Annotated in this window: 22 protein-coding genes and 2 pseudogenes; 13 read left to right on the top strand and 11 right to left on the bottom strand. The window is 46.0% G+C overall.

What is annotated here, in order from left to right; translation table 11 throughout:
* Positions 1-121 precede the first annotated feature (121 nt).
* The 3 genes from ASL11_RS00220 to ASL11_RS00210 are packed head-to-tail and all read right to left on the bottom strand — an operon-like array spanning position 122 to position 2228.
* Positions 122-781 (bottom strand): class I SAM-dependent methyltransferase, encoded by a 660-nt coding sequence (locus ASL11_RS00220; protein WP_056608248.1) that lies wholly within the window; start codon positions 779-781, stop codon positions 122-124.
* 40 nt (positions 782-821) lie between these two features.
* Positions 822-1520: a phosphatase PAP2 family protein gene (locus ASL11_RS00215; RefSeq protein WP_056608245.1), complete on the bottom strand. Its 699-nt coding sequence runs from the start codon at positions 1518-1520 to the stop codon at positions 822-824.
* A 42-nt stretch (positions 1521-1562) separates the two neighbouring features.
* Complete coding sequence (locus ASL11_RS00210) at positions 1563-2228, bottom strand: TVP38/TMEM64 family protein (RefSeq protein WP_056608242.1); 666 nt, start codon at positions 2226-2228, stop codon at positions 1563-1565.
* A 281-nt stretch (positions 2229-2509) separates the two neighbouring features.
* Between ASL11_RS00210 and ASL11_RS00205 the strand changes: the two genes are divergently transcribed.
* The 3 genes and pseudogenes from ASL11_RS00205 to ASL11_RS00195 all read left to right on the top strand — a co-directional run bounded on the left by ASL11_RS00205 (position 2510) and on the right by ASL11_RS00195 (position 4636).
* The gene (locus ASL11_RS00205) at positions 2510-3136 is read left to right on the top strand and encodes a cache domain-containing protein (protein ID WP_056608239.1); all 627 of its coding nucleotides are present in this window, start codon (positions 2510-2512) and stop codon (positions 3134-3136) included.
* Positions 3132-3743, top strand: a pseudogene (locus ASL11_RS00200) (ABC transporter permease subunit); the annotation flags it as partial. The gene ASL11_RS00205 and the pseudogene ASL11_RS00200, both read left to right, overlap by 5 nt.
* Positions 3744-3761: 18 nt before the next feature.
* Positions 3762-4636, top strand: a pseudogene (locus ASL11_RS00195) (carbohydrate ABC transporter permease).
* A 76-nt stretch (positions 4637-4712) separates the two neighbouring features.
* On the opposite strand, the gene ASL11_RS36215 reads toward ASL11_RS00195, so the two are convergent.
* Complete coding sequence (locus ASL11_RS36215) at positions 4713-4943, bottom strand: hypothetical protein (RefSeq protein WP_157256753.1); 231 nt, start codon at positions 4941-4943, stop codon at positions 4713-4715.
* A gap of 158 nt (positions 4944-5101) precedes the next feature.
* Here ASL11_RS36215 and ASL11_RS00190 point away from each other — a divergent pair, with 158 nt between their 5' ends.
* Both ASL11_RS00190 and ASL11_RS00185 read left to right on the top strand, forming a co-directional pair.
* Positions 5102-6532 carry an FAD-binding oxidoreductase gene (locus ASL11_RS00190; protein WP_056608233.1) on the top strand — a complete coding sequence of 477 codons (1431 nt, stop codon included), beginning with the start codon at positions 5102-5104 and terminating at the stop codon, positions 6530-6532.
* Between the two features lies 1 nt (position 6533).
* Positions 6534-7085, top strand: a complete 552-nt coding sequence (locus tag ASL11_RS00185) for an MFS transporter (protein ID WP_056608231.1) — start codon at positions 6534-6536, stop codon at positions 7083-7085.
* Between the two features lie 105 nt (positions 7086-7190).
* Here the strand turns inward: ASL11_RS00185 and ASL11_RS00180 are convergent, their stop codons facing one another.
* Positions 7191-7469, bottom strand: a complete 279-nt coding sequence (locus ASL11_RS00180) for a hypothetical protein (RefSeq protein WP_157256752.1) — start codon at positions 7467-7469, stop codon at positions 7191-7193.
* 380 nt (positions 7470-7849) lie between these two features.
* On the opposite strand from ASL11_RS00180, the gene ASL11_RS00175 reads away from it, so the two are divergent.
* From ASL11_RS00175 to ASL11_RS00150, 6 genes are all read left to right on the top strand, one after another.
* Positions 7850-8890 (top strand): BMP family lipoprotein, encoded by a 1041-nt coding sequence (locus ASL11_RS00175; RefSeq protein ID WP_056608225.1) that lies wholly within the window; start codon positions 7850-7852, stop codon positions 8888-8890.
* A gap of 95 nt (positions 8891-8985) precedes the next feature.
* Positions 8986-10485 (top strand): ABC transporter ATP-binding protein, encoded by a 1500-nt coding sequence (locus tag ASL11_RS00170; RefSeq protein WP_056608222.1) that lies wholly within the window; start codon positions 8986-8988, stop codon positions 10483-10485.
* The gene (locus tag ASL11_RS00165; protein ID WP_056608220.1) at positions 10478-11545 is read left to right on the top strand and encodes an ABC transporter permease; all 1068 of its coding nucleotides are present in this window, start codon (positions 10478-10480) and stop codon (positions 11543-11545) included. Before ASL11_RS00170 ends, ASL11_RS00165 begins: the two co-directional genes overlap by 8 nt.
* Positions 11529-12452, top strand: a complete 924-nt coding sequence (locus tag ASL11_RS00160; protein WP_056608217.1) for an ABC transporter permease — start codon at positions 11529-11531, stop codon at positions 12450-12452. The genes ASL11_RS00165 and ASL11_RS00160 overlap by 17 nt, the downstream gene beginning before the upstream one ends.
* 50 nt (positions 12453-12502) lie before the next feature.
* Positions 12503-13180 carry a sulfite oxidase-like oxidoreductase gene (locus tag ASL11_RS00155; RefSeq protein ID WP_056608214.1) on the top strand — a complete coding sequence of 226 codons (678 nt, stop codon included), beginning with the start codon at positions 12503-12505 and terminating at the stop codon, positions 13178-13180.
* Between the two features lies 1 nt (position 13181).
* The gene (locus ASL11_RS00150; RefSeq protein ID WP_056608211.1) at positions 13182-13913 is read left to right on the top strand and encodes a nucleoside phosphorylase; all 732 of its coding nucleotides are present in this window, start codon (positions 13182-13184) and stop codon (positions 13911-13913) included.
* Between the two features lie 78 nt (positions 13914-13991).
* Here the strand turns inward: ASL11_RS00150 and ASL11_RS00145 are convergent, their stop codons facing one another.
* Positions 13992-14843 (bottom strand): sugar phosphate isomerase/epimerase family protein, encoded by an 852-nt coding sequence (locus ASL11_RS00145; protein WP_056608207.1) that lies wholly within the window; start codon positions 14841-14843, stop codon positions 13992-13994.
* Positions 14844-15027: 184 nt separating this feature from the next.
* Between ASL11_RS00145 and ASL11_RS00140 the strand changes: the two genes are divergently transcribed.
* The gene (locus tag ASL11_RS00140; protein ID WP_056608204.1) at positions 15028-15879 is read left to right on the top strand and encodes an AraC family transcriptional regulator; all 852 of its coding nucleotides are present in this window, start codon (positions 15028-15030) and stop codon (positions 15877-15879) included.
* A gap of 55 nt (positions 15880-15934) precedes the next feature.
* Positions 15935-16324, top strand: coding sequence for an MmcQ/YjbR family DNA-binding protein (locus tag ASL11_RS00135; protein ID WP_056608201.1), 390 nt, complete (start codon positions 15935-15937; stop codon positions 16322-16324).
* 71 nt (positions 16325-16395) lie between these two features.
* Here the strand turns inward: ASL11_RS00135 and ASL11_RS00130 are convergent, their stop codons facing one another.
* The 5 genes from ASL11_RS00130 to ASL11_RS00110 all read right to left on the bottom strand — a co-directional run bounded on the left by ASL11_RS00130 (position 16396) and on the right by ASL11_RS00110 (position 21532).
* A complete protein-coding gene (locus tag ASL11_RS00130; RefSeq protein WP_056608198.1) occupies positions 16396-17511 on the bottom strand; it encodes an aminopeptidase in 1116 nt (371 codons plus the stop codon).
* Between the two features lie 3 nt (positions 17512-17514).
* Positions 17515-18126, bottom strand: coding sequence for an ArsR/SmtB family transcription factor (locus ASL11_RS00125; RefSeq protein ID WP_056608195.1), 612 nt, complete (start codon positions 18124-18126; stop codon positions 17515-17517).
* Positions 18127-19019: 893 nt separating this feature from the next.
* A complete protein-coding gene (gene thiE / locus ASL11_RS00120) occupies positions 19020-19679 on the bottom strand; it encodes a thiamine phosphate synthase (protein WP_056608192.1) in 660 nt (219 codons plus the stop codon).
* Entirely contained in the window at positions 19676-20518 is an 843-nt protein-coding gene (gene thiD / locus ASL11_RS00115) for a bifunctional hydroxymethylpyrimidine kinase/phosphomethylpyrimidine kinase (protein ID WP_056608189.1), read from the bottom strand. The genes thiE and thiD overlap by 4 nt, the downstream gene beginning before the upstream one ends.
* A gap of 246 nt (positions 20519-20764) precedes the next feature.
* Positions 20765-21532 (bottom strand): thiazole synthase, encoded by a 768-nt coding sequence (locus ASL11_RS00110; RefSeq protein ID WP_056608186.1) that lies wholly within the window; start codon positions 21530-21532, stop codon positions 20765-20767.
* Position 21533: the final 1 nt, after the last annotated feature.

The raw sequence follows: 21533 nt of genomic DNA, 5'->3' as shown, positions 1-21533 counted from the left end.
CTTTCTGAGTCTTCTACTGATGATGACATTCCTAATTATACAACGCTCGGCTCACAAAAGAAAAAAGGACAAACCGAAGTGGCGTTGTCCTTTGAGGTGTGTAATTACCGTAGTCGTTATGTTAAACACTTATTTTTTCAAGTACAAATCGAATACACCATAAGTCCCTGCCATAATAGTCAGAAGTAATCGCATTAACTGGCTTCGTAAAGTCATGATCTCCGACCAATTGCAACCCCGAAGCCGCAATCAAACTTAGAAAGCTATCAACATCTACATCCGGATAATCAACGGTAATTATCAATTTGCCATCATCTTTCAAAACTCGCTTAAACTCCTGCAGGGAACGAAGCTGCACTTCTGTGTCTTCGATGTGTTCCATGACAGAAATACAGAAGGCTACATCGAACTTAGCGTCTTCATAAGGCAAATTGGAAATGTCAGAAACAGCGAATTGGGGAATACTTAACATAGGCAGGTTAATTTGATCTATATTCTCTTTCCCAATATAATATTCCAACTCTTTGATAATTTCGTTTGTATCTAATATACGTTCATCCATGTCGCAAGCGTACACTGCTTTACATTTGTCCGCTAAATAATACTTAAAGGGATGACCTAATCCACATGCAGCATCTAGAACAATATCACCTTTTTCAACAAAATGGGAAGCCCAAATGTACTCATAATGTCTACTCCACCAATGATCAGGCAACCGATAAAAGATGTCTTGATTCTTGGTATCTTCATAAGTAAAAAAGCGAGATGTCTCTATAGCCATGCACATTCCCCCGTATATCATTTATATGTATTGTTATTTATTACATATTCTCCAAGAATGTGGTTTTCCCTTTCGGCGTGGATGTCATGACTCTCCTGCGCCTAATCGTACGAATTGCGTGCATACAGCCGATAAGCCCGAGACCACCAGCCGTGTAGCCAGCCAGTACATCACTTGGATAATGCACACCGAGGTAAATACGACTAAGCCCGATACATAGAATAACTAGGACAGCAATTGGTGGTATCAGCCAAGCAGCTCTCCATGTTTGTCGTACATTCACCCATAACAAGTAGGCAAGCAAACCGTAGAAGAGGATGGAGACCATCGCGTGACCGCTGGGAAAGCTGAAACTATCCACCTCTATTAACCATACCTCTGCAGATGGACGATCGCGTTTAATGAGATCTTTCAATCCCGAATTTAACAGCCATGCACCCAGTACACCAACGAATAAGACAAGGGTTTCCCATCTATGCTTGAATTTAAAATACAACAGTCCAGCTACTAGAAAAAAGAGAATAAATTCCGTGGATCCACTTCCCATAAATGTGAAAAATTTTGCAACAGAAGTCCATGTATCTCCTCTCTGCTCCTGAATGTAACCGCCTACATGTTGATCAAAAGCTTGCAACCATTTCGCCGAAATACTCTGCGACAACACAATAAAAATAAGGAGCAGAGCACCTGCTCCCCCTAAGCTCCAGCTCAAATCCCTTGCTACTACTTTCCCCTTCATCTGTTTCATGCCCTCCCACGGCGAATTGTTTATTCTTACCTCTTACGCTGCTTGGCGCACTTTGCGCCCTTGCCTTTTCTTAATAATCAATGGAACGATGGCAAAAACCGCATACATCGCTACGGCTCCGAGAAATTTCCATGACCAGATATCATTTAAGGAAGCACCAAAAACATTATAAACAATTGCTCCCGGAATAATCCCGATAAATGTAGCCCACGTATAGTCCCAGAAACGGATCTTCGATAATCCAGCGCCATAGCTAATCCCATCGAATGGAAAGAAAGGCATAAGCCGCATATATAGCACCACCATAAAGCCCTTTTCCTCCGCTTTTTGATCAAAAGATAGCAGCTTAGGGCTTCGTAATATGCGCTGAAAGCTGCCGCGCCCCCATTTGCGTGTAATGTAGAAAGACAGCAAGGCTCCCGCACCTGCACCAATAATATCGTAGATGGTCCCCCAAAAGGCACCAAATACATAGCCCCCATAGAGTGTCAAAGGTGTTGCCGGGAACAAAACCAATGGCCTGAGCGTATACGCCAGGATATACAATAGACCCCCAAGCGGGCCCAAATCACGAAGCCATCTCGTGACCCAATTCAGATCTACATGTTCCCATACACCTGTCCATTTCAATACGAGTAATCCCAGAATAGCAACAGCAAACCAACTAATTAGCAACCAAAGCGGCTTTGAACGCGCCATGGCTCGCCTCCTTCATACTCCTGATTCCCATAACTTTCAGGTGGAACTTCCACTCCATCTTACACAAATATACTGGTCGATATCAACTTGCCTGATGGTCATATGTTCACTTCCGATTTAAGACAGTTTTAAGACACATTACACATACCTCTAGCCAAAAGGAAATTATTGATGCTGACAGTTAGATATGATAAACTGCTCCCATCTTCTCTCCAAGCTTATCCAATATTTTCACATATGCCATGCCACCTATATCCCGCACCCACTGGAGGGGCTCCCCTATGCTGCTGCGACGCAAAAGTATTTTCATGACGTTATGGCTCTCTTATATCCTCATTTTACTCATTCCCGTAACCGGTACATTCATCTTGTATACCAATATGGAAAAAAGCATGGTCGATAATGCGAATCGATCTAATTTGGCTATGCTCGAACAAGCTCGCCAGGTCGTAGACAACAATTTGCAAGAAATCGAACAACTTGGTATTCAGATTGCCACACAGCCTAAACTTCAAACCTTGTGGACCATTAAAGATAGTGATAAATATATTCAGTACGAGGAAGCCGTACGCGCGTTAAAAACGATTCGCAATAGCTCCCCCTTCATTGAAGATTTCTACATTTATTTGCGTGATGATGACACGGTCATGTCCCCAAATTTAAAAACGGATGCCCCTACCTTTTTCACAAAGTTATACCCGCTCCCTGGTAAAAGCTTAGAACAAGTACGTACAACTAGCAACGTGAAAGGCACGATTGTCATGCTCATTAATGAGCAGCAAATCCTGGATCTTTTGAAAGGTATTCAGTGGGTCAATAACGGTTCTATGTTCATCCTGGATGAGAAGGGACAAGTGATTGTTTCCACCTCTATTACCTACAAGCTTTCTCCAAGCCTGCTCGCATGAGCTGCGCAGCAAATTTTTGAAACGAGCCGTCCAAACGATTACGTATATGCCGCATTTTATATCCATCGTCGTGATCTCAGGAATGCTTGTTGATTTCTTAGCACGTGATGGATTAATTAACAATATCCTTAGCTCTTGGTTCGGCTTTACGCCGCTTACTTTCTTGCAAGAGTCTGGCTGGTTCCGTTCCATCTATGTATCCTCGAATATTTGGCAGAATATCGGCTGGGGCTCCATTATTTATCTGTCTGCCATGTCCGGCATTGATCCATCGTTGTATGAAGCTTCCAAAGTCGATGGTGCCAATCGCTGGCAGCAAACGTTCAAGATTACCCTACCGGGTATCATGTCTACCATCGTCATTCTTCTTATTTTGCAAATTGGAAATTTCATGACCATCGGCGCCGACAAAATCTTGCTTCTCTACAACCCAACTACCTACGAAACGGCCGATGTTATCGGTACCTTCGTCTATCGCAAAGGGATTCTCGAATCCAACTTCAGTTACAGCTCCGCTGTTGGGCTCTTCAACTCTCTCATTAACTTCACGCTGCTCGTTCTGGCCAATTCATTAAGCCGACGCACCAGTGATAATAAGCTTTGGTAAAAGGAGGCTGCAATCATCATGAGTAGAAGCTGGGGAGAACGCATTTTTGACATCTCAAATTCCTTGTTATTGATCCTACTATCACTTGCTACCCTGTATCCGTTTCTATATGTTCTTATCGCCTCATTAAGCGATCCCGCATGGGTCGTGCAAGTGCGCGGGCTGCTTTGGTACCCGAAGGGCTTAAATTTCGAAGCCTATAGCATGGTGTTTAAAAATCCCGCCATCATGACCGGCTATCTGAATACCATCCTGTATGTCATACTCGGCACCTCGTTGAATATTCTCATGACATCCTTAGGTGCTTATGCACTATCTAGGCAGGACGTCATGTGGAAGAACCCAGTTATGTTTATGATCGTGTTTACCATGTTTTTCAGTGGCGGCTTAATTCCAACCTACCTGCTCATTAACGATTTAGGCATGGTGGATACCCGCTGGGCGCTCCTCATTCCAACGGCCATGAGTGCGTACAACTTGATTATTATGCGTACGGCTTTCCAAGGTGTGCCTATTAGTTTGGAAGAGTCCGCCAAGCTTGACGGTGCTAATGATTTCACTATTCTTTTCCGCGTCATTCTACCGCTCTCGATGCCTGTAGTTGCCGTGATGGTGCTCTTCTACGGAGTTGCCCATTGGAACGCCTGGTTCAGCGCTTTGATTTATTTACGAACACGTGACCTTTACCCGCTACAGCTCATTTTGCGAGAAATTTGATCACGAACAGTACCGAATCGATGATGACAGGTGTCGGCGGGAACGATAAGATGCCTATCGGAGAAACGATCAAATACGCGACAATCATCGTGGCCACAGCGCCTATTCTATTCCTCTACCCTTTCCTGCAAAAGTATTTCGTGAAAGGCGTTATGATCGGTGCGATCAAAGGTTGATTTTCATGAAAAAAAGAGCGGTCTTCCGCTCTTTTTTGTGCATTTCACGACTAAATCTCGAAATTCCACCACTTACCTAATCAATCGAGCTAAAGTTAAAAACCAAATAAACAATAAGCACTACCTGCAAGGCACCAACGAATAGGTTTAACGTTAGCGCCAATTTGGCATATCTGCTTTTTAAACTACTTACACTTAAACAAACTCCTATTATGAAAAAAATCATGCCTAATAAACTAGAAAATAAGAAAGAAGAAATAAACGATAACCCTGCTGATGCAATGGCCAGTTTGATTCGTAAATTCATGATAAGCACCGCCCCATTTGACCTTGCTGAGTAATCTAATTTCAATTGACATATCGAAAGGTGGGAATTTACACTATAGGAATATCTTAGGACTTTTCTTTCAAAGTAGTCAACCCCAGCAACCCTTTGCCATGTCCAACAAGTTGGGAGATACGCATATGAAGAAGATTGCCGTTCTACTTTTATTAACTGCGCTATGCCTCTGGCAGTATGCAAGGACCTTGGTCGCTGGAGAGGATCCATTCTTGCGATCGGATTACAGCAAGCTTCGACCTGTGAAGATTGAGCGGGTTATTCCAACCAAAGAAATAAAGCAGCTTCAAGAGATTGTAAGAGAGGCACGGGAGAAAGATCTCAAGATCTCAATTGCCGGCCAGCGTCACAGCCAAGGCGGGCATACGTACTACAAGGACGGCATTGTGCTGGATATGACCCCATTTAATAAAGTCCTCACCTTCGACGAGAAGGCCAAGACGATTACCGTTCAGTCTGGTGCCACTTGGGCAGATGTACAGAAGTATATCAATCCGTATGGACTTGCGGTGAAGACCATGCAGTCGCAAAATATTTTTACCATCGGAGGCTCGATCTCCGTCAATGCACATGGTCGTGACATTCGGAATGGCTCACTTATTCGTTCAGTCGAATCCTTCCGGCTATTGGGGGCGGACGGCCAAATAAGAAATGTTTCACGATTTGAAAATACGGAGTTATTCCCGTTGGCGTTAGGTGGATACGGCCTATTCGGTGTCATTGTGGATGTGACTTTGTCGCTTACAGATGACGAAGTGTACGAGATGACAAGTGAAACAATGACGACAGAAGCCTATTCGGACTACTTCCTTAACCAGGTTAAGCAAAATCCCGACATCCATATGCATCTCGCCCGTATTTCTGTCGCGCCGAATACCTTCTTGTCGGAAATGTATGCTACAAATTACAGAGCACGACCTGATCTTCCTCTTACTGATTATAATAAGTTAAAGCTGAATGACAGCTATGTGTTGCCTCTAAAAATTCTATTTGGAGTCAATCGATCTTTTGATTGGGGGAAGAATGCATTTTGGGACTTACAGCGGTATTTCCTTATCGGTCGCAGCACAATCCTATCTCGCAACAATGCTATGCGATCCGAATCTGATTTTATGGACTATAGCTCAGATACCAAAAATGATCTTCTTCAAGAATTTTTCATTCCCGTGGAACATTTTGCATCCTTTATTAACGACATCAAACCTATCCTCCAAGAAGAACAATTAAACCTATTAAATATTACGGTTCGATACGTTAATCAGGATGAGGAAGCGGCGCTGTCGTATGCAAAAAGTGACATGTTCGCCCTCGTTTGTCTGTTCAATACCCCGCTAAGTGAAGCGGCGCAAGCTCGTATGACCCATGGGATCCAGCGGATTATCGATCAATTAATGTCATTAAACGGTTCCTATTATTTGCCTTATGCTCCCTTCCCTTCGGTAGAGCAGTTTCGAACGATTTATCCTAAGGCCGAAGCCTTCTTCCAAGCAAAAGATAAGTGGGATCCACAGCATTTATTTATGAATCAATTCTATGACGATTATAGGGGGCACTAGGATGAATGTGCGAATGCTCATCAAATCCCAAAGTTTAGCGACGTTGGCGGCAGGGATGATATATCCCTACTACTTGTTGTTTCTGAAAAATCTCGGCAGTACGTATTCCGCATATGGCCTCGCTTTTGCCATATTCACAATAAGCTCGGCAGCATCCGCAATTTGGCTGGGTAAGCTCGTAGACCGCTCGTCAAAAAAGCTCATGGCAGGAAGCTCCCTAGGTATGATGGCGGCGATGCTCATCTTCCCTTGGATTCCTTCTTACGGCTTCGTCCTGCTTCTCCAAGCTTTCATGGGTGTATGCAATGCTATGCAGAAAATGAGCGAGCGCGGATTGCTCGCTGACGGGACTAAGCCTGGGAACCGCGGCGATACGCTTGGCAATTATCACTTTTGGACATCCGTAGCGTCTGGATTTGCTGTTCTTGTTGGCGGTTATATCATTGATTGGCTAACGATTGATGTGTTGTTTTATGTGAGTGCGGCGATTTACGGAGGGAGTGCGTGGATGACACTTCGCATGCAGGAAGAAACGATGACGAGTAACAAATAAGAAATAGACAAAAAAAACCTTCGCCACCCAACAGGGCAGCGAAGATTCTTTCTTTTATTTCGTCACATGAACTGTCATAACCTCACTTCTAGTTCAATTTAGGACTCAGGTTATTCCACAGGCGTTTACTCCCCGTACCGTCACGATCGGAGCGACAGTCGTAACCGTCGTATCCACCCATATTCCCCATTTGTCCGCTGTTCTCGTCGTCCAGCCCGGCTGCACGGTCGGCGTCAAATTCTCAAATGAGCCATTCTGGATCACGTTCACCTCTTCCGCCTGCACCGTAGCGGGGCTTAGAGCTCCCAAACCTGGAGGCAGCAATAAGCTCGTTAGCATAACAATGAGCAATGCCAAACTCCCTCTTCCTTTTCCTCGCATCAATGAATCACCCTCTTCTTGAGATTAGCGCTAAAATAACAGCGCTTAAACTTATCGTAGAGGCTCTAGCTTGTCCTGACTATGTCTCGTTCTACAGAACGATAAACATTTCTTCATTATGGTGATAAACCGTGATTCAGGTAGACTATCCGTGATTCATATTTCAGGATTTTCATACCCTTATTTTATTCCAAAGTCTGCTATTGGATTCTGTCCACAATTTTTAGTATAATTGCTGTTAGACTTCTCACCGTGTCGAATAGTGTGAGATTATGTCGAACCAACAAAAATATTCTTTGACTATATCCGAGTATTTTGGTAGGATATCAATACAGAACTACGGTTAATAAAATCATACATATAGATAAAAGGGAGAGAACATGATGAAAAAAGCATTAATTTCTATTTTTGCAGTAACAGTTTTACTGGCAGGTTGTGGTACTGCTAAGACAGACACAGCGACGCCTGCGGCATCTGCAGCTGCGGATGCAACGAAAGCACCAGCAAAGTCTGATAAGAAAATTATTCTAATCACGCCTGAGAAAATCGGTGTGAATCCCTTCTTCGCACAAGAAGACGAAGGTGTGAAAAAAGCTGGTAAAGAATTTGGTGTTACCGTTAAAACAGTTGAATCCACGGATGCAAGTGCGATTGAGCAAAACCTCCGCGCTGCCGTTGCCGATAACTATGACCTCATTATTACAAGCTCCTTCGAGTCTGAAGATGCTCTTAAGAAAGTTGCTGCTGAAAACCCTAAGAAATCCTTCGCGATTATTGATACTGTCGTTGACCTTCCAAACGTTCGCAGCGTTGTGTTCCGTGAACATGAAGCATCCTACTTGCTTGGTGCAGCAGCAGGTCTTGCTACGAAGAAAAATATCGTAGGTATGGTTGCCGCGGTTGATATTCCACTCATCAAGAAATATACAGTTGGTTTCCAAGAAGGTTTGAAATCCACGAATCCTAATGCGAAATTCATCGTTAACTATGTAGGTAGTTTCACAGACCCTGCAAAAGCAAAGGAACTAGCATTAACACAATTCGCACAAGGCGCAGACTTCATTGCAGGCGCATCCGCTGTAGGTGATCTTGGCGTGTTCGAAGCTGCGAAGGAAAAAGGCTTCTTTACTTCCGGACAAGATATTGACCGTACAGTTACGGATCCACAGCACATCGTTCTTTCCCAGTTGAAAGGTACAGATGCTGTTGCTTACCAAACGGTAAAAGATTTCGTGAATGGTACATTTAAATTCGGTTCTGTTGACTACGGTTTGAAAGAAGACGGCGTTGGTCTTACGTTCGTAACGAAAGATACAAAGACAGCACTTAGCCCTTTCATTGGACAAGACGTAGTAACGAAAGTTAAAGCTATCCGTGATGATATCGTTTCTGGTAAAGTGAAAGTAGAAAATCCAGTAAAATAATTATCCGTACCATAATTGCATATTTTTGACCTGGGAACTGTTTACGGCGACGTAAGCAGTTTCCTCATGTCTAGGTAGAGGAGCGAAAAGCCGCTATGCTGCTTCAAATGCGTCAAATTACGAAAACATATGGCAATTTAACAGCGAATTCGGACGTTGATTTCTCGCTGCGTCAAGGTGAGATTCATGCATTAGTCGGGGAAAATGGAGCCGGTAAAACGACGCTAATGCGTATCTTGTACGGCATGGAGCAGCCTTCGGCTGGCAGCATTCTTTTGAACGGTAAAGAAGTCGTGTTTACCAATCCCACCGATGCAATCCGTAATCGGATTGGGATGGTGCATCAGCATTTCATGCTTTTTCCTTCATTTACAGTGGCTGAAAATATCGTGATTGGCAACGAGCCCAGAGCTGGGCTTGCCTTTGACCGTAAAAAAGCCGCCTCCCAAGTTGAGGAACTTTGCGCGAAATATCGCTTACCCATTGATCCGAACATCAAGGTGGCTGAATGTCCGCTTGGTTTGCAGCAGCGTGTAGAAATCTTGAAAGTGCTCTATCAAGGTGCCGATATCATTATTTTGGACGAGCCTACTGGCGTACTGACCCCACTGGAAGCGAAAGAGCTACTCGTTATTATGAAAAGCTTAGCGAAACTCGGCAAAAGCTTTATTATTATTACGCACAAGCTGCATGAAGTTATGGAAGTCGCAGATCGGGTAACCGTGCTTCGGGACGGGAAAATAACCGGAACTGTAGACGCAAATGCTACGAGTATCGAGGAATTGTCCAAGTTAATGGTTGGACGTGATTTGAAGCAGCTGCAAAAGCGCACTGCGAATACGGGCCAAGCTGTTCTTCAACTCAAAGACGTATCCATTCATGGTGATAAAGGAAAACCTGTGCTCGATCGCGTCAATTTGCAAGTAAAAGCCGGGGAAATCGTTGGGATTGCGGGTATTTCAGGCAATGGCCAATCGGAATTGATTCAAGCGATCTCAGGGCTTCAATCCATTGATCAGGGAGAAATCCAACTGTTAGGCAAACCTATTCAAGGACGTTCCGTCCGCGAAATTAGAGATATCGGGCTATCCCATGTACCCGAAGATCGCTACCAATGGGGCGCTGCCAAAGAAGGCACTGTGCTAGAAAATGGCACCATGGGCCATCATAGAACCAAAAGCCGCACTGGTTTTTTACAAGGCAAAGAACTCCGTAACATGGTCAGCGGCTTCATTCAACAGTTTCAAATTAAGGCCGGATCTCAAGAAGCAAAAGTGAAGTTTCTTTCTGGCGGTAATTTGCAGAAGCTGATTGTCGCCAGGGAAATTGCTCAGCATCAACCCTTTTTAATTGCAGCTGAACCGACGCGCGGTGTCGATATTGGCGCTATGGAATTGATTCATGAAGAATTGCTGCGAAAACGCGATGAACAAGGCGCTATTTTATTAGTATCCTCCGAATTAACCGAGATTCTCAAACTGTCTGATCGTATCGTCGTCATGTACGAAGGACGCATTGCCGGCGAATTGTCGGCCGAGCAAGCAACTGAAGAGCAAATCAGCTTATGGATGGCAGGAGGCGATTCCAATGCTTAAAAGTCGATTAAATCTAAGCGCTTGGATTCAGCCGCTGCTAGCCGTAGTCATCGGCCTACTTGGTGGTGCAATTGCCATTGCCCTCATTGGCGGTTCCGTCGTTGATACCTATGCGCAAATGTGGAAAGGCGCCTTCGGCAGCTTCTACTTCTTAACGAATACATTAACACGCGCTACGCCACTCATTCTTGTTGGGTTAGGCGTATCGATCGCCTTCCGTGCCGGATTCTTCAACATGGGGTCCGAAGGTCAAATGATCCTAGGCGCTTTATCCAGCGCGATGGTCGCCCTCTATCTGCCTGGGCCTCCTCTATTTAAATTAGTAGCTGCTATTCTAGGCGGAATTCTAGCAGGCGGCATCTGGTCCGCTTTTGCCGGCTGGTTGGATGCTAAATTTCGTATGAATTTGATCATTACAACGCTGCTGCTGAATTATATCGCGGCTCTATTTGCTGGTTATATGGTCGCCTACCCATTCAAAGATAAGACAGGTTCTGCTGCGCTAGCACAAACGATGATGATTGATAAAAGCGTCTGGCTGCCCAAATTGTTTCAAGGTATGAGCATTCACGCAGGCTTTATTATTGCGATTGGACTTGCCGTTCTCTTATTTTTATTCATTAAATACACCGTCGCTGGCTATGAAATCCGTATGCTCGGTTACAATCCGTTGTTTGCGGCCTATGGCGGCGTCAACAGACGTAAAGTGATGCTGGCGAGTATGTTTGCCAGTGGTGGTTTCGCGGGGCTAGCCGGAGCTGTTGAAGTCCTTGGTATGCAATACCGCTATACAGACGGTATGATTTCGAACCCAGGCTACGCTTGGTCGGGTATCATGGCAACGCTGCTTTCCGGTGCTCACCCGCTCGGTACGGCGATCGCGTCTATACTCCTTGCTGCACTGCAAACCGGCGGCAGTGGTGTTGAACGTAATACGGACATTCCGTTGGAAATTTCCAGCGTTATTCAATCCTTGCTGATCTTGTTTGTAACGGCCAAGTTCAGCTACACCCTATGGAAACGACGGAAAGGAGGTAAGAGCGATGCAGCATCTTCTTGATGTAGCTTTATTTAACTCCATGTTTCGCATGGTAGCTCCGATCCTTCTAGCCGCACTCGGCGGGGCGATCTGTTCAAGAGTCGGTTTGTTCAACGTTGGCTTAGAAGGATTTGTGCTCGTAGGCGCCTTCTCTGCGATCGTGGGCAATTACTATACAGGCAATGTATTTCTAGCGGTGCTTATTGCTGTTGCCGTGACCATGCTGTTTTCCTGGATATTTGCCTATATGAGTATTCATTTACAGGCCAATGTCATCGTTGTCGGTATTTCCTTTAACTTTCTTGCGTTAGGTTTAACCGCATTTTGTTTGAAAGCCATCTTTCATGTCAAAGGCGCTTTCTATGATAAAAATATGATCGGACTGCCGAAGTGGGACATCCCCTTGATTAAAGATATCCCTGTCGTAGGCGGGATTATTTCCGGGCATTCTCCGCTTGTTTATCTGGCTTTTGTGCTTGTTTTCGTGCTTCAGTATTTCCTATTTAAATCCGTTACTGGCTTCCGTATGATTGCTGTTGGGGAAAACCCTGTTGCTGCGAAAAGCATCGGGATTAAAGTCAATCGGATGCAATATTTGGCCGTACTTATCTGTGGTGTCCTTTGTGGACTAGCAGGTGCACAGCTTTCACTCGGACAAGTTACGATGTTTACCGAAGGTATGACAGCAGGCCGTGGATTTATCGCACTCGTAGCCACGATGCTAGGCCAATCCAACCCGATTGGCGTCATGGCGTCCAGCCTACTGTTCGGCTTAATGGATGCGTTCAGTATCCGACTTCAAGGCTTCTCTTTACCCACTCATTTCACACAAATGCTGCCGTATATCGTGACCTTGCTTGCGATGCTGTTCTTCCGTAAAAGCAACTACTTGGCAGATGCACAGAAAGCGAATGGCAGTTCGCGTTAAAAAGGCACTATAAACAAACCTTTATCAACCTAAGCTTAGGAGGATGGCAGATGCATAAAGACACCAAAGCGGAGCGCATTAAGCGCATGCAAATCCCCGCTGTAGACGTTCCACCAGAGCTTGCTGGTCGGATTCCACCTGGTCAAGTCGTGACGGACCGCTTTCCTATTTTACATGAAGGCGAAGTTCCTAAGTACGATATGGCAGCGTGGTCGCTGCGCGTTTTTGGAGAAGTAGCCGAAGAGAAAACATTCAGCTATGACGACATATTGGCTTTACCACACACACAAATCCAGTGCGATATTCACTGTGTGACCCGTTGGTCCAAGCTGGATACGGTATGGGAAGGTGTGCGCTTCCGAGATTTCCTTCAACTGATCAATGTAAAACCCGAAGGAAAATATGTCATGATTCATGCGGACAATGACTATGAAACGAATGTGCCACTCGCCGATCTCATGGGAGATGATATCTTGCTGGCCACGACCTTCGATGGCAAGCCTCTGACGCTGAAGCATGGTTGGCCGCTTCGCCTCGTTGTTCCACATTTGTATTTCTGGAAAAGTGCCAAGTGGATTCGCGGTATCGAATTCATGTCGGAAGATCGCGAAGGCTTCTGGGAACGCAACGGCTTCCATAACGTCGCAGATCCGTTCGAAGAACAGCGCTTCTCCGGCGAAGCCATTCCAATCCCCGAAGATGAGTGGGTCAGAAAGGAGTTCGATTAAGTTGCTTTTATCTATCTTACAAGTCAATTCGGAGGACTTAACTCCCTATGCCATCGTGTGCGGTGACCCGTTCAGAGCGGAAGCCATTTCCCGCAAGCTGGACAATGCGCGTGAGCTTTCCTTCAGCCGAGAATATCGGACTTTTGTAGGCGAAAAGAATGGCGTTCCCATCACCGTTGTGAGTCATGGTGTCGGGTCACCTGGTGCAGCTGTTTGCTTCGAGGAGCTCATCAAAGGCGGCGTAAAGACGCTGATTCGCGTCGGAACCGCTGGATCATACTCAGCCGACGTACCGCCAGGAAGTCTCGTTGTAAGCACAGCCGCGGTACGTGAAGAAGGCTTAACTCGCCAGTTAGTTCCTCACGGCTTCCCCGCTGTAGCTGATCACACAGTTACCCGTGCGCTGTATGAAGCGGCTTCTGAAACGAACGGACTCGTGAAACAAGGGATTACCGTTACCTTGGATGCTTTCTTCCAAGGAGTCGAGGAATTCCCTCATCGTAAATACAAGCAAGCTGGCGCTTTGGCCGTTGAGATGGAAATTGCCGCTCTCTATGTCATTGCTTCGCTGCGGGGTGTGCGCGCTGGCGCCATTGTTGCCTTGGACGGTTATGCAGATGCCGATTTGCGGGAAGTTTACAACCCGCATACGGATGTCGTTTCTGGCGCCATTGAGCGGGAAATTGATGCTGCGATTCGTGCGATTGTGAAATTGCATACGGAAGACAACTAACGCTATAGATGTAAGACCAAAAAACCTTCAACCCCACTTTTCAGTGGATTTGAAGGTTTTTCGCTTATCTCATTTATTTTATGCCAACCATTGCTTCACTTTCGCTGAGAAGTTATTCAGCATCTCTTGTGAACCGAATTGGCCGCTGAAATCTTCAATACCAAGGTAACCGTCGTAGCCAACAGCTTTCAAATCACCAAGCACTTGCTTCCAGTTCACGATACCCGCATCAATCGGCGCCCATTCGCTTTTCCAAAGCTTAATGCCATCTTGCTCTTCACCTGAAAGCGTCCATGCCGCATTCTTAACATGCACATGTGCAAGGTATGGCCCAAGCAATTCAAGACCCATACGGTGGTTCTCAAAGCCTTCATGCACCATGTTACCCGCATCGTGAAGCACACCAATGTTCTCCGGTTTGAAACCAGATACGAGTCTATGCGCTAGACCAGCACTCGCAGTGATCGTATTGTGATGCGTCTCTATTAAACCTTTAACGCCATACTGCTGGGAAAGCTCTTGGACATGGTGCAGGTAGTCCACTGCTTTAGCAAACAAATCATTGTAGTTTTTGCTCTTATCGTAACCAGGTACGCCAACACGGATGAATGGCACGCCGATTTTTTGAGCTGCTTTAAACACATGCTCCGTTTCAGCAACATCACAGTTATTCAAATAAGGTGTAATGCTCAGGTTCACAAGGTTCTCGTTCAGAGCTGCTTGCTTAAAACGCTCTAGTTCTGCATCGGAAGCTGCCGGATCGATTGAGCACAGATTATTTCTCCAGAAGGATGGCGTCTCTCCAACTGCGTCCGCAGGAATATCTTTGAAGCGCCACTCAATGCCAGTAATACCAGCAGCGGCAGCAGCTTTAGCAAGCTCTTCAGGTGTAAAGTCAGGTGTAGCGACAGTAAATACGGATAATTTCATATATAAGCCTCCTAAAAGTTTTTCGCTAGAAAAACTAGCATCGTAAGCATAAGCTTAAGTATAAGCAAGATCAGGTTGAATGTTTATCTCTCCTATATTTTGCAGTATAATAAAAACGTATTCATTGCATTAATTGGGCAAAAGTTTGCTAATATTGACTCCAACTCACAGAGGAGATCTTCACATGCAGGAAATGTACAAGAATCTCGACCGGCTGTTGACTTTCCGACACGCTATAACACATAATCCATTACCGTTGGACTTTCACCAACATCAGGACCATTATGAAATCTATTTCTTCCTTACCGGCGATGTTCATTATTTCATTGAGAAGCAAGTGTATCCCTTGCAGTACGGCGATCTGCTGATCATGCATAGCAATGAGCTGCATCGACCTAATTTCCAATCGAAGAAACAGCGCTATGAGAACGTTGTTATTCATTTCAATCCAGCGCTGCTCCAACATATGAATTCTCAACAGTTCGACTTGTTGAACTGCTTCAATAATCGTGTATTTGGTGAGCAAAATCGCATGAGACTGACGCCGCCGCAAATTGACGACATCATGAAACTCTACGATCGCATGGAAATGCATCGTCGCCCGCAGGCTTTACCAGGTTCAGAAATCCTTTATTTTGCTACTTTTATTGAGCTGCTCGTTTTTATTAATCGAATCTTCCAGAATCAAGGGAAACAAGAAGAACAGGTCATGATGCCAGACAAGCTCTCCTCTCTCTTCACCTACATTGATGAAAATTTAGATCAGGATCTGTCGCTCGAGGTACTCGAACAAGTTGTCTTCATGAATCGCTCCTACCTATGCCGGCTTTTCAAAAAGCATACAGGCAGCACCATTCATGAGCACATTCTGTTCAAGCGCATCGCCAGAGCCAAACATTTGCTGCGCGAAGGCTCCACCGTCACCGACACGTGCCAGCTCGCAGGCTTCAACGATTATTCGAACTTCATTCGGACTTTTAAAAAGGCCGTCGGCCTGCCCCCCCGTCAGTACCAATCGCAGCAACGACGGGTGTAATAAGCAGTTTTGCTTACCTTGGAAAATCTCAATCCATACTTAGGAGTTGACCCTTGTGTCCCACAGTCAAATTGCCTCCCCGGAAGGATTGGCGCTGGTTGCCAGACTCCGCGATTTTTGCACAAAACTGCCGGTAGTAGAAGAAAAGGTTGATGGCTTTGGCCACACTACCTTTCGTGTCAAGGACAAACCTTTTATTTTTGTAGGTGAGAGCGATGACCAAGTCTCAACCTCTTTCAAAACGAACCTTACTACTCAAGAGTTTCTCTTAGGTCAGGATGGCACGCCTTATAAGAAGACGCCATATATCGGCCAGCATGGCTGGGTTAGCATTATGAACATTGAACTCGTGCCATGGGCAGAGATTGAAGATTTGATCGTAGAAGGGTACGCGCGTACGGCACCTAAGAAAATTGTCCAGCAGTTGAAAGCCACAATGTCATAACCCCGTTGTTATTACAAAAAAAGGTTGCCCAGGTCTCAACGACTTGGGCAACCTTTTTAACTATTCAAAACCTATTTCAGGTTCTCTGGATTCAATACAAGAAGCTCAGGCAATACGAAGATACCATCCTTACGGATCAACACGTCATCAAACCAAATTTCGCCGCCACCATACTCAGGACGTTGGATGTTCACCATATCCCAGTGCAGCGAAGATTTGTTGCCGTTGTAAGCATCATCATAACAATTACCAGGTGTGAAGTGGAAGCTTCCATCGATTTTCTCATCGAACAGAATATCTTTCATCGGGTGCTGAATGTAAGGATTCACGCCGATCGCGAACTCACCTACATAACGCGCGCCTTCATCCATGTCGAAAATTTCATTGATACGATCCGTGTCATTCGCTGTGGCTTTGACGATTTTACCATTTTCGAAATGAAGCACCACATTCTCGAAAATAAAGCCATCATGCGGTGAAGGCGTATTATACGAAATTACACCGTTGACGGAATCACGCACAGGAGCGGAGTACACTTCGCCATCTGGAATGTTAAGCTCTCCGTCGCATTTCACGCCGCCAATACCTTTGATCGAGAACGTCAAATCTGTACCCGGGCCAACAAGGCGCACTTTGTCAGTGCGATCCATAAGCTCTTTCAACGGATCCATCGCTTTGGACATTTTGCCATAATCCATCGTACATACATTGAAATAGAAATCCTCGAACGCATCCGTACTCATACTAGCAAGCTGAGCCATCGAAGATGTTGGGTAGCGAAGAACAACCCATCTTGTATCCTTGATGCGGACATCGAAATGTACCTGTTGATAGTACACGGAATTGTACAACTTCATCCGATCAGCCGGAATATCCGACAGTTCATAAATATTCGCACCACCGCGAACACCTATGTAACCGTTCATTTGCTTCATTTGGAAGGCGTCTACATCTGCCCATGTTTGCATTTGAGCTTCCGTACCGTTCATAACGAGCTCACGAATCACAGCATGGTCACGCAAGTTAACAAAAGGTTGTGCACCCGCGGCGTGAACCTTTTTGACGATTTCTTTTACAAGAGCAGAATCAATCCCATAAGCTTCAATTAAAATATTTTCACCTGGCTGTGCCTTAACTGAATAATTCACCAATACATCAGCAAGCTTAGTTAATCTAGGATCCAGCATGTGTTATCTCTCCTCTTCATTGGCGGGTTCGATGGGGTCAAAACCTCTTTCATGTGTCTGAAAGCCGACCGTCGTCAAATAGAACCATTCCCCATTCTCCTCTTGCTCGGCATCTAGTTCATAAATAAGCGCACGGAATTTCCTTAACCATTCGGCATATTTCGCTTTACTCATTTTGACTTCAACCTGCGTCATGATAATCGGCCACTGGGATCGGTCTGGCGATGGAATTTGAAACGCCTCTTCGGGGGCATTAATCGCTCTGTTTCTAGCATGTCCAAGTACACTTAATGTACGTTCTCGGTAATAATTTTCTACCTCCGAAACATACGGGAGCAAGTTCTCACCAGGCACAAAACCACGTGCTACGGCACGATAAAATTTTTGCACAATGCCATTCTTAAGCTCCGTACGAACAACGCAAATCAAATTATGACGTTCAAGCTCATTCAAATGATAATGCACTTTGGCGCGCGCCATCCCTAACAGTTTAGCCAACTGCTGACCCGTATAAGCTTTCTCTATGAGATATAGCAGTACTCTAGCGCGAAGTGGATCACTAATTGTTTTGAGTTGTTCGAGTTCTTCAATGATATAAACAGGCTGCAGTTTCATCGTGGATCCGACCTCCCTCTCCAGTACCAAGATTAACGAATGTACCCTGTGCCAGAACGAGTTTTTCCTCGAAAAAGCCTTGCTACAAGCGCCTCTTGGTCTTCTTATAATCTCTTAAAGAGATTAATTAAACGACGGTCAAATCTTTTTAACCGTATCATAATGCTAAACAGAATCTATGTCAATTGCGGTTTCTGACTACCTAATCATTCAGTACGAGGCCTTTTTCCATGCGACATTTCACCGCTTTAAAGGATTACCGAAATTAAGCTTTCTACTATGGTAGCAAAAAGGGACGTTTCTGTCACCATAAAGGTAGAAACGTCACCAATAAATTAACGAGCTAGATTGTATGACTCCATTCAAATGGAGCTCTCTCATCTATCGATGTTTTGAAACTAGTAATTTCAGTAGTACTTCAGATGACAGATAATGATTTTTGTCAGTTGATAACCCAATGGCGGATGATACGAATGAGGACCCGGAGGGCTACGCTATCAAATGCTCATAAACAGCGAGTTCAGTAAACAAATTTTGATTTTTGTCATTTGATAGCTCTGTGGTGGATGATGCGAAAGTGAGACCAGAAGGCTGCTCTATTAAATCCCCCCAAACCAGCAATTTCGACTAACAAAAAATGATTGTTGTCAGTTGTAATTCTTTAACCTTAGGTGGGGATGCATTGTTCAACTTTCAATTATTTAAACCGAGTTCTTTAACTAACAGAAAATGTTCTTTGTCATTTGATAGAGCTGTGGTGGATGATGCGAAAGTGAGACTAGAAAGGCTACTCTATTAAATGCTCATAACCAGCAATTTCAGTTATCAAATATTGATTTTTGTCATTTGATATTTTTGTGTGGATGATGCAAATGAGGACCCGGAGGGCAGAACTACGGGAAAAGCAGCGTGCGCAACGCCGCTGCAGCTTCGCGCGGTGAGCGCGCACCCGCGATGGCGCTCACCACCGCCACGCCGTCCGCCCCTGCGCGGATGACGGCGCCTGCATTCGTGGCATCGATCCCCCCGATGCCCACGAGCGGCAGCTGGATGCCGCCTGCGCGCATCCGCGCTAGTACGGCAGGCCCCTGGACCTCCCGCGCATCGAGCTTCGTGCGCGTGGCGTACTGGGGGCCTACGCCAAGATAGTCGGCGCCTTCGGCCAGCGCCGACTGGGCTTCGCCCAGATCGTGGGCCGACACACCCACGATCATGTTCGGCAGCCGCTCGCGCACCGCGGCGGCTGGGGCATCCTCTTGGCCGATGTGGATACCATCGGCCTCAAGCTCTAGAGCCAGCCGTTCATCATCGTTCACGATGAACGGTATCCCGCGCTGCGCGCAAAGGCGGCGCAGCCGCGCGCCCAGCGCGAGCAACTCCGGCCCCTGCAGGGCGCCGGGGCCCTTCTCGCGCAGTTGGAACATTGTGATGCCGCCGTCGATAGCGGCTTCCAGCACTTCATACGGGTCAGCACCGCCACAATTCGGGCTGCCCATCACCAAATACAAACGCAGAGCTTTACGCAGCTCTTCAGCACGCAACACGACACTCATCGCACACCTCGCGTGGCTGTATCTTTCGAATCAGCAGCCCGAACACCCTTCTGATATGCCCAATGATTCGTCGGTCCATGCCCGCTTCCGATATGTAAAGGCTCCGAAATCGCAGCGTGGATGAAGTTTTTCGCCAGCTGTAGGGATGCCTTCGTCGTGAGTCCTTGCGCCAAACCCGACGTCAAAGCAGCTGCAAATGTGCAACCTGTGCCATGCGTATGTTGGGTAACCAAACGTTTTGAAGTGAACTCCGTAAAGGAAACTCCATCATACAGCAAATCCGTCGCTTGCTCCGTATTCGCTTCATGGCCTCCTTTGATCATAACGTGCTTGCAGCCGTATGCATGGATTCGAATGGCTGCCTTCTGCCGAGAGTCCCCGTCCGTAATCGATATCCCGCTAAGCGCCTCTGCTTCAGGGATATTCGGCGTCACCACATCAGCAAGTGGCAGCAACGAATGGATCATCGCGTCAATCGCCTCTTGCTGCAAAAGCGAAGCCCCGCCCTTGGCAATCATCACGGGATCTACAACGATCTGCTTCCATCCATACTTAATAATCGCCTTTGCCACAATGCGAATAATTTCGCCGCTGAAAAGCATCCCTGTTTTGAGTGCATCCGGCTGTAAATCTTCACCAATAGACGCCAGTTGGCGTTCAATCGCTTCCACACTCATCGGGTAAACACCTTGCACACCTAGCGTATTCTGCGCGGTAACAGCCGTAATCACGGACATTCCGTACACGCCGAGTTCTTGAAATGTCTTCAAATCTGCCTGAATACCAGCGCCACCGCCGCTGTCCGAGCCGGCAATCGTCAATGCTTTGTAAATCGCCACGGTACTCCCCCCTACTTACTTTTCGCTACTATTTGTCTTAACGGTCATGACAGACGCAATCGTCGCCTATATCACGATCTCCATAATCTAACGGACACGGCAGTCGTTATTGCAGCTGAATTCTCCAAATGAGCAGGAAATTCGACTGAATAGCGACCTCTGTGTCCGTTAGCTTTTCAAAACTTCATCTATATATCAAATAACGGTTCCTGTGTCCGTTAGCCAAGGAATGACCAAGACCTAGACCTAGACCCGGCTCAAACCATCCATCGGACTGCTCGCCGACGCATAACGCTTCTTCGGAATACGCCCCGCCTCAAAGCCCGCGCGTCCCGCTTCAATCGCGAGTTTCATAGCATAAGCCATTTTGACAGGATCTTTCGCACCGGATACCGCTGTGTTCAGAAGTACACCATCTGCTCCCATTTCCATCGCCAATGACGCATCCGAAGGTGCCCCAATCCCTGCATCCACGATAACAGGAACCGTCGCCTGTTCGATAATGAAACTCAGGTTCAACGGGTTAATGATCCCCTGCCCTGTGCCAATCGGTGATGCACCAGGCATAATCGCATGTACGCCAAGCGCTTGCAAACGTTTAGCTAGCAAAACATCATCCGACGTATACGGAAGCACGATGAAGCCTTCCTCCAGCAGCATTTCTGAAGCTTTTAGTGTTTCCACTGGATCGGGCAGCAGCGTCATTTCATCCCCAATAACCTCAACTTTGATCATGTCGCACAAGCCTGAAGCTTTTGCTAAACGTGCGATGCGAACCGCTTCTTCAGCTGTTTTGGCACCAGCGGTATTCGGCAGCAACGTGAAATTCGACGTATCCAGCATCGACAAGAAATTCGGCTGACTCGCCTCAAAAATATTCATCCGACGAACCGCAAACGTCAAAATTTGTGATTCACTAATATCTACCGCTTGTTTTTGAATCTGAAAATCTGGAAATTTCCCCGTACCTAGCAGCAAACGTGAACGAAACTCATATGGACCGATTTTTAACATA

Source organism: Paenibacillus sp. Soil750 (genome assembly GCF_001428045.1).
GTDB classification, from domain to species: Bacteria; Bacillota; Bacilli; order Paenibacillales; family NBRC-103111; genus Paenibacillus_E; species Paenibacillus_E allorhizoplanae.
The sequence above is the reverse complement of the archived record's forward strand: the minus strand, read 5'-3'. Positions and strand labels throughout refer to the sequence as shown.

What these genes read in the sequence shown, in the direction of transcription:
- ASL11_RS00220 (WP_056608248.1), bottom strand. Translation starts at nt 781, where the DNA reads ATGGCTATAGAGACATCTCGCTTTTTTACTTATGAAGATACCAAGAAT.
- ASL11_RS00215 (WP_056608245.1), bottom strand. Translation starts at nt 1,520, where the DNA reads ATGAAGGGGAAAGTAGTAGCAAGGGATTTGAGCTGGAGCTTAGGGGGA.
- ASL11_RS00210 (WP_056608242.1), bottom strand. Translation starts at nt 2,228, where the DNA reads ATGGCGCGTTCAAAGCCGCTTTGGTTGCTAATTAGTTGGTTTGCTGTT.
- ASL11_RS00205 (WP_056608239.1), top strand. Translation starts at nt 2,510, where the DNA reads ATGCTGCTGCGACGCAAAAGTATTTTCATGACGTTATGGCTCTCTTAT.
- ASL11_RS36215 (WP_157256753.1), bottom strand. Translation starts at nt 4,943, where the DNA reads ATGAATTTACGAATCAAACTGGCCATTGCATCAGCAGGGTTATCGTTT.
- ASL11_RS00190 (WP_056608233.1), top strand. Translation starts at nt 5,102, where the DNA reads ATGAAGAAGATTGCCGTTCTACTTTTATTAACTGCGCTATGCCTCTGG.
- ASL11_RS00185 (WP_056608231.1), top strand. Translation starts at nt 6,534, where the DNA reads ATGAATGTGCGAATGCTCATCAAATCCCAAAGTTTAGCGACGTTGGCG.
- ASL11_RS00175 (WP_056608225.1), top strand. Translation starts at nt 7,850, where the DNA reads ATGAAAAAAGCATTAATTTCTATTTTTGCAGTAACAGTTTTACTGGCA.
- ASL11_RS00170 (WP_056608222.1), top strand. Translation starts at nt 8,986, where the DNA reads ATGCTGCTTCAAATGCGTCAAATTACGAAAACATATGGCAATTTAACA.
- ASL11_RS00165 (WP_056608220.1), top strand. Translation starts at nt 10,478, where the DNA reads ATGCTTAAAAGTCGATTAAATCTAAGCGCTTGGATTCAGCCGCTGCTA.
- ASL11_RS00160 (WP_056608217.1), top strand. Translation starts at nt 11,529, where the DNA reads ATGCAGCATCTTCTTGATGTAGCTTTATTTAACTCCATGTTTCGCATG.
- ASL11_RS00155 (WP_056608214.1), top strand. Translation starts at nt 12,503, where the DNA reads ATGCATAAAGACACCAAAGCGGAGCGCATTAAGCGCATGCAAATCCCC.
- ASL11_RS00145 (WP_056608207.1), bottom strand. Translation starts at nt 14,843, where the DNA reads ATGAAATTATCCGTATTTACTGTCGCTACACCTGACTTTACACCTGAA.
- ASL11_RS00140 (WP_056608204.1), top strand. Translation starts at nt 15,028, where the DNA reads ATGCAGGAAATGTACAAGAATCTCGACCGGCTGTTGACTTTCCGACAC.
- ASL11_RS00130 (WP_056608198.1), bottom strand. Translation starts at nt 17,511, where the DNA reads ATGCTGGATCCTAGATTAACTAAGCTTGCTGATGTATTGGTGAATTAT.
- ASL11_RS00125 (WP_056608195.1), bottom strand. Translation starts at nt 18,126, where the DNA reads ATGAAACTGCAGCCTGTTTATATCATTGAAGAACTCGAACAACTCAAA.
- thiE (WP_056608192.1), bottom strand. Translation starts at nt 19,679, where the DNA reads ATGAGTGTCGTGTTGCGTGCTGAAGAGCTGCGTAAAGCTCTGCGTTTG.
- ASL11_RS00110 (WP_056608186.1), bottom strand. Translation starts at nt 21,532, where the DNA reads ATGTTAAAAATCGGTCCATATGAGTTTCGTTCACGTTTGCTGCTAGGT.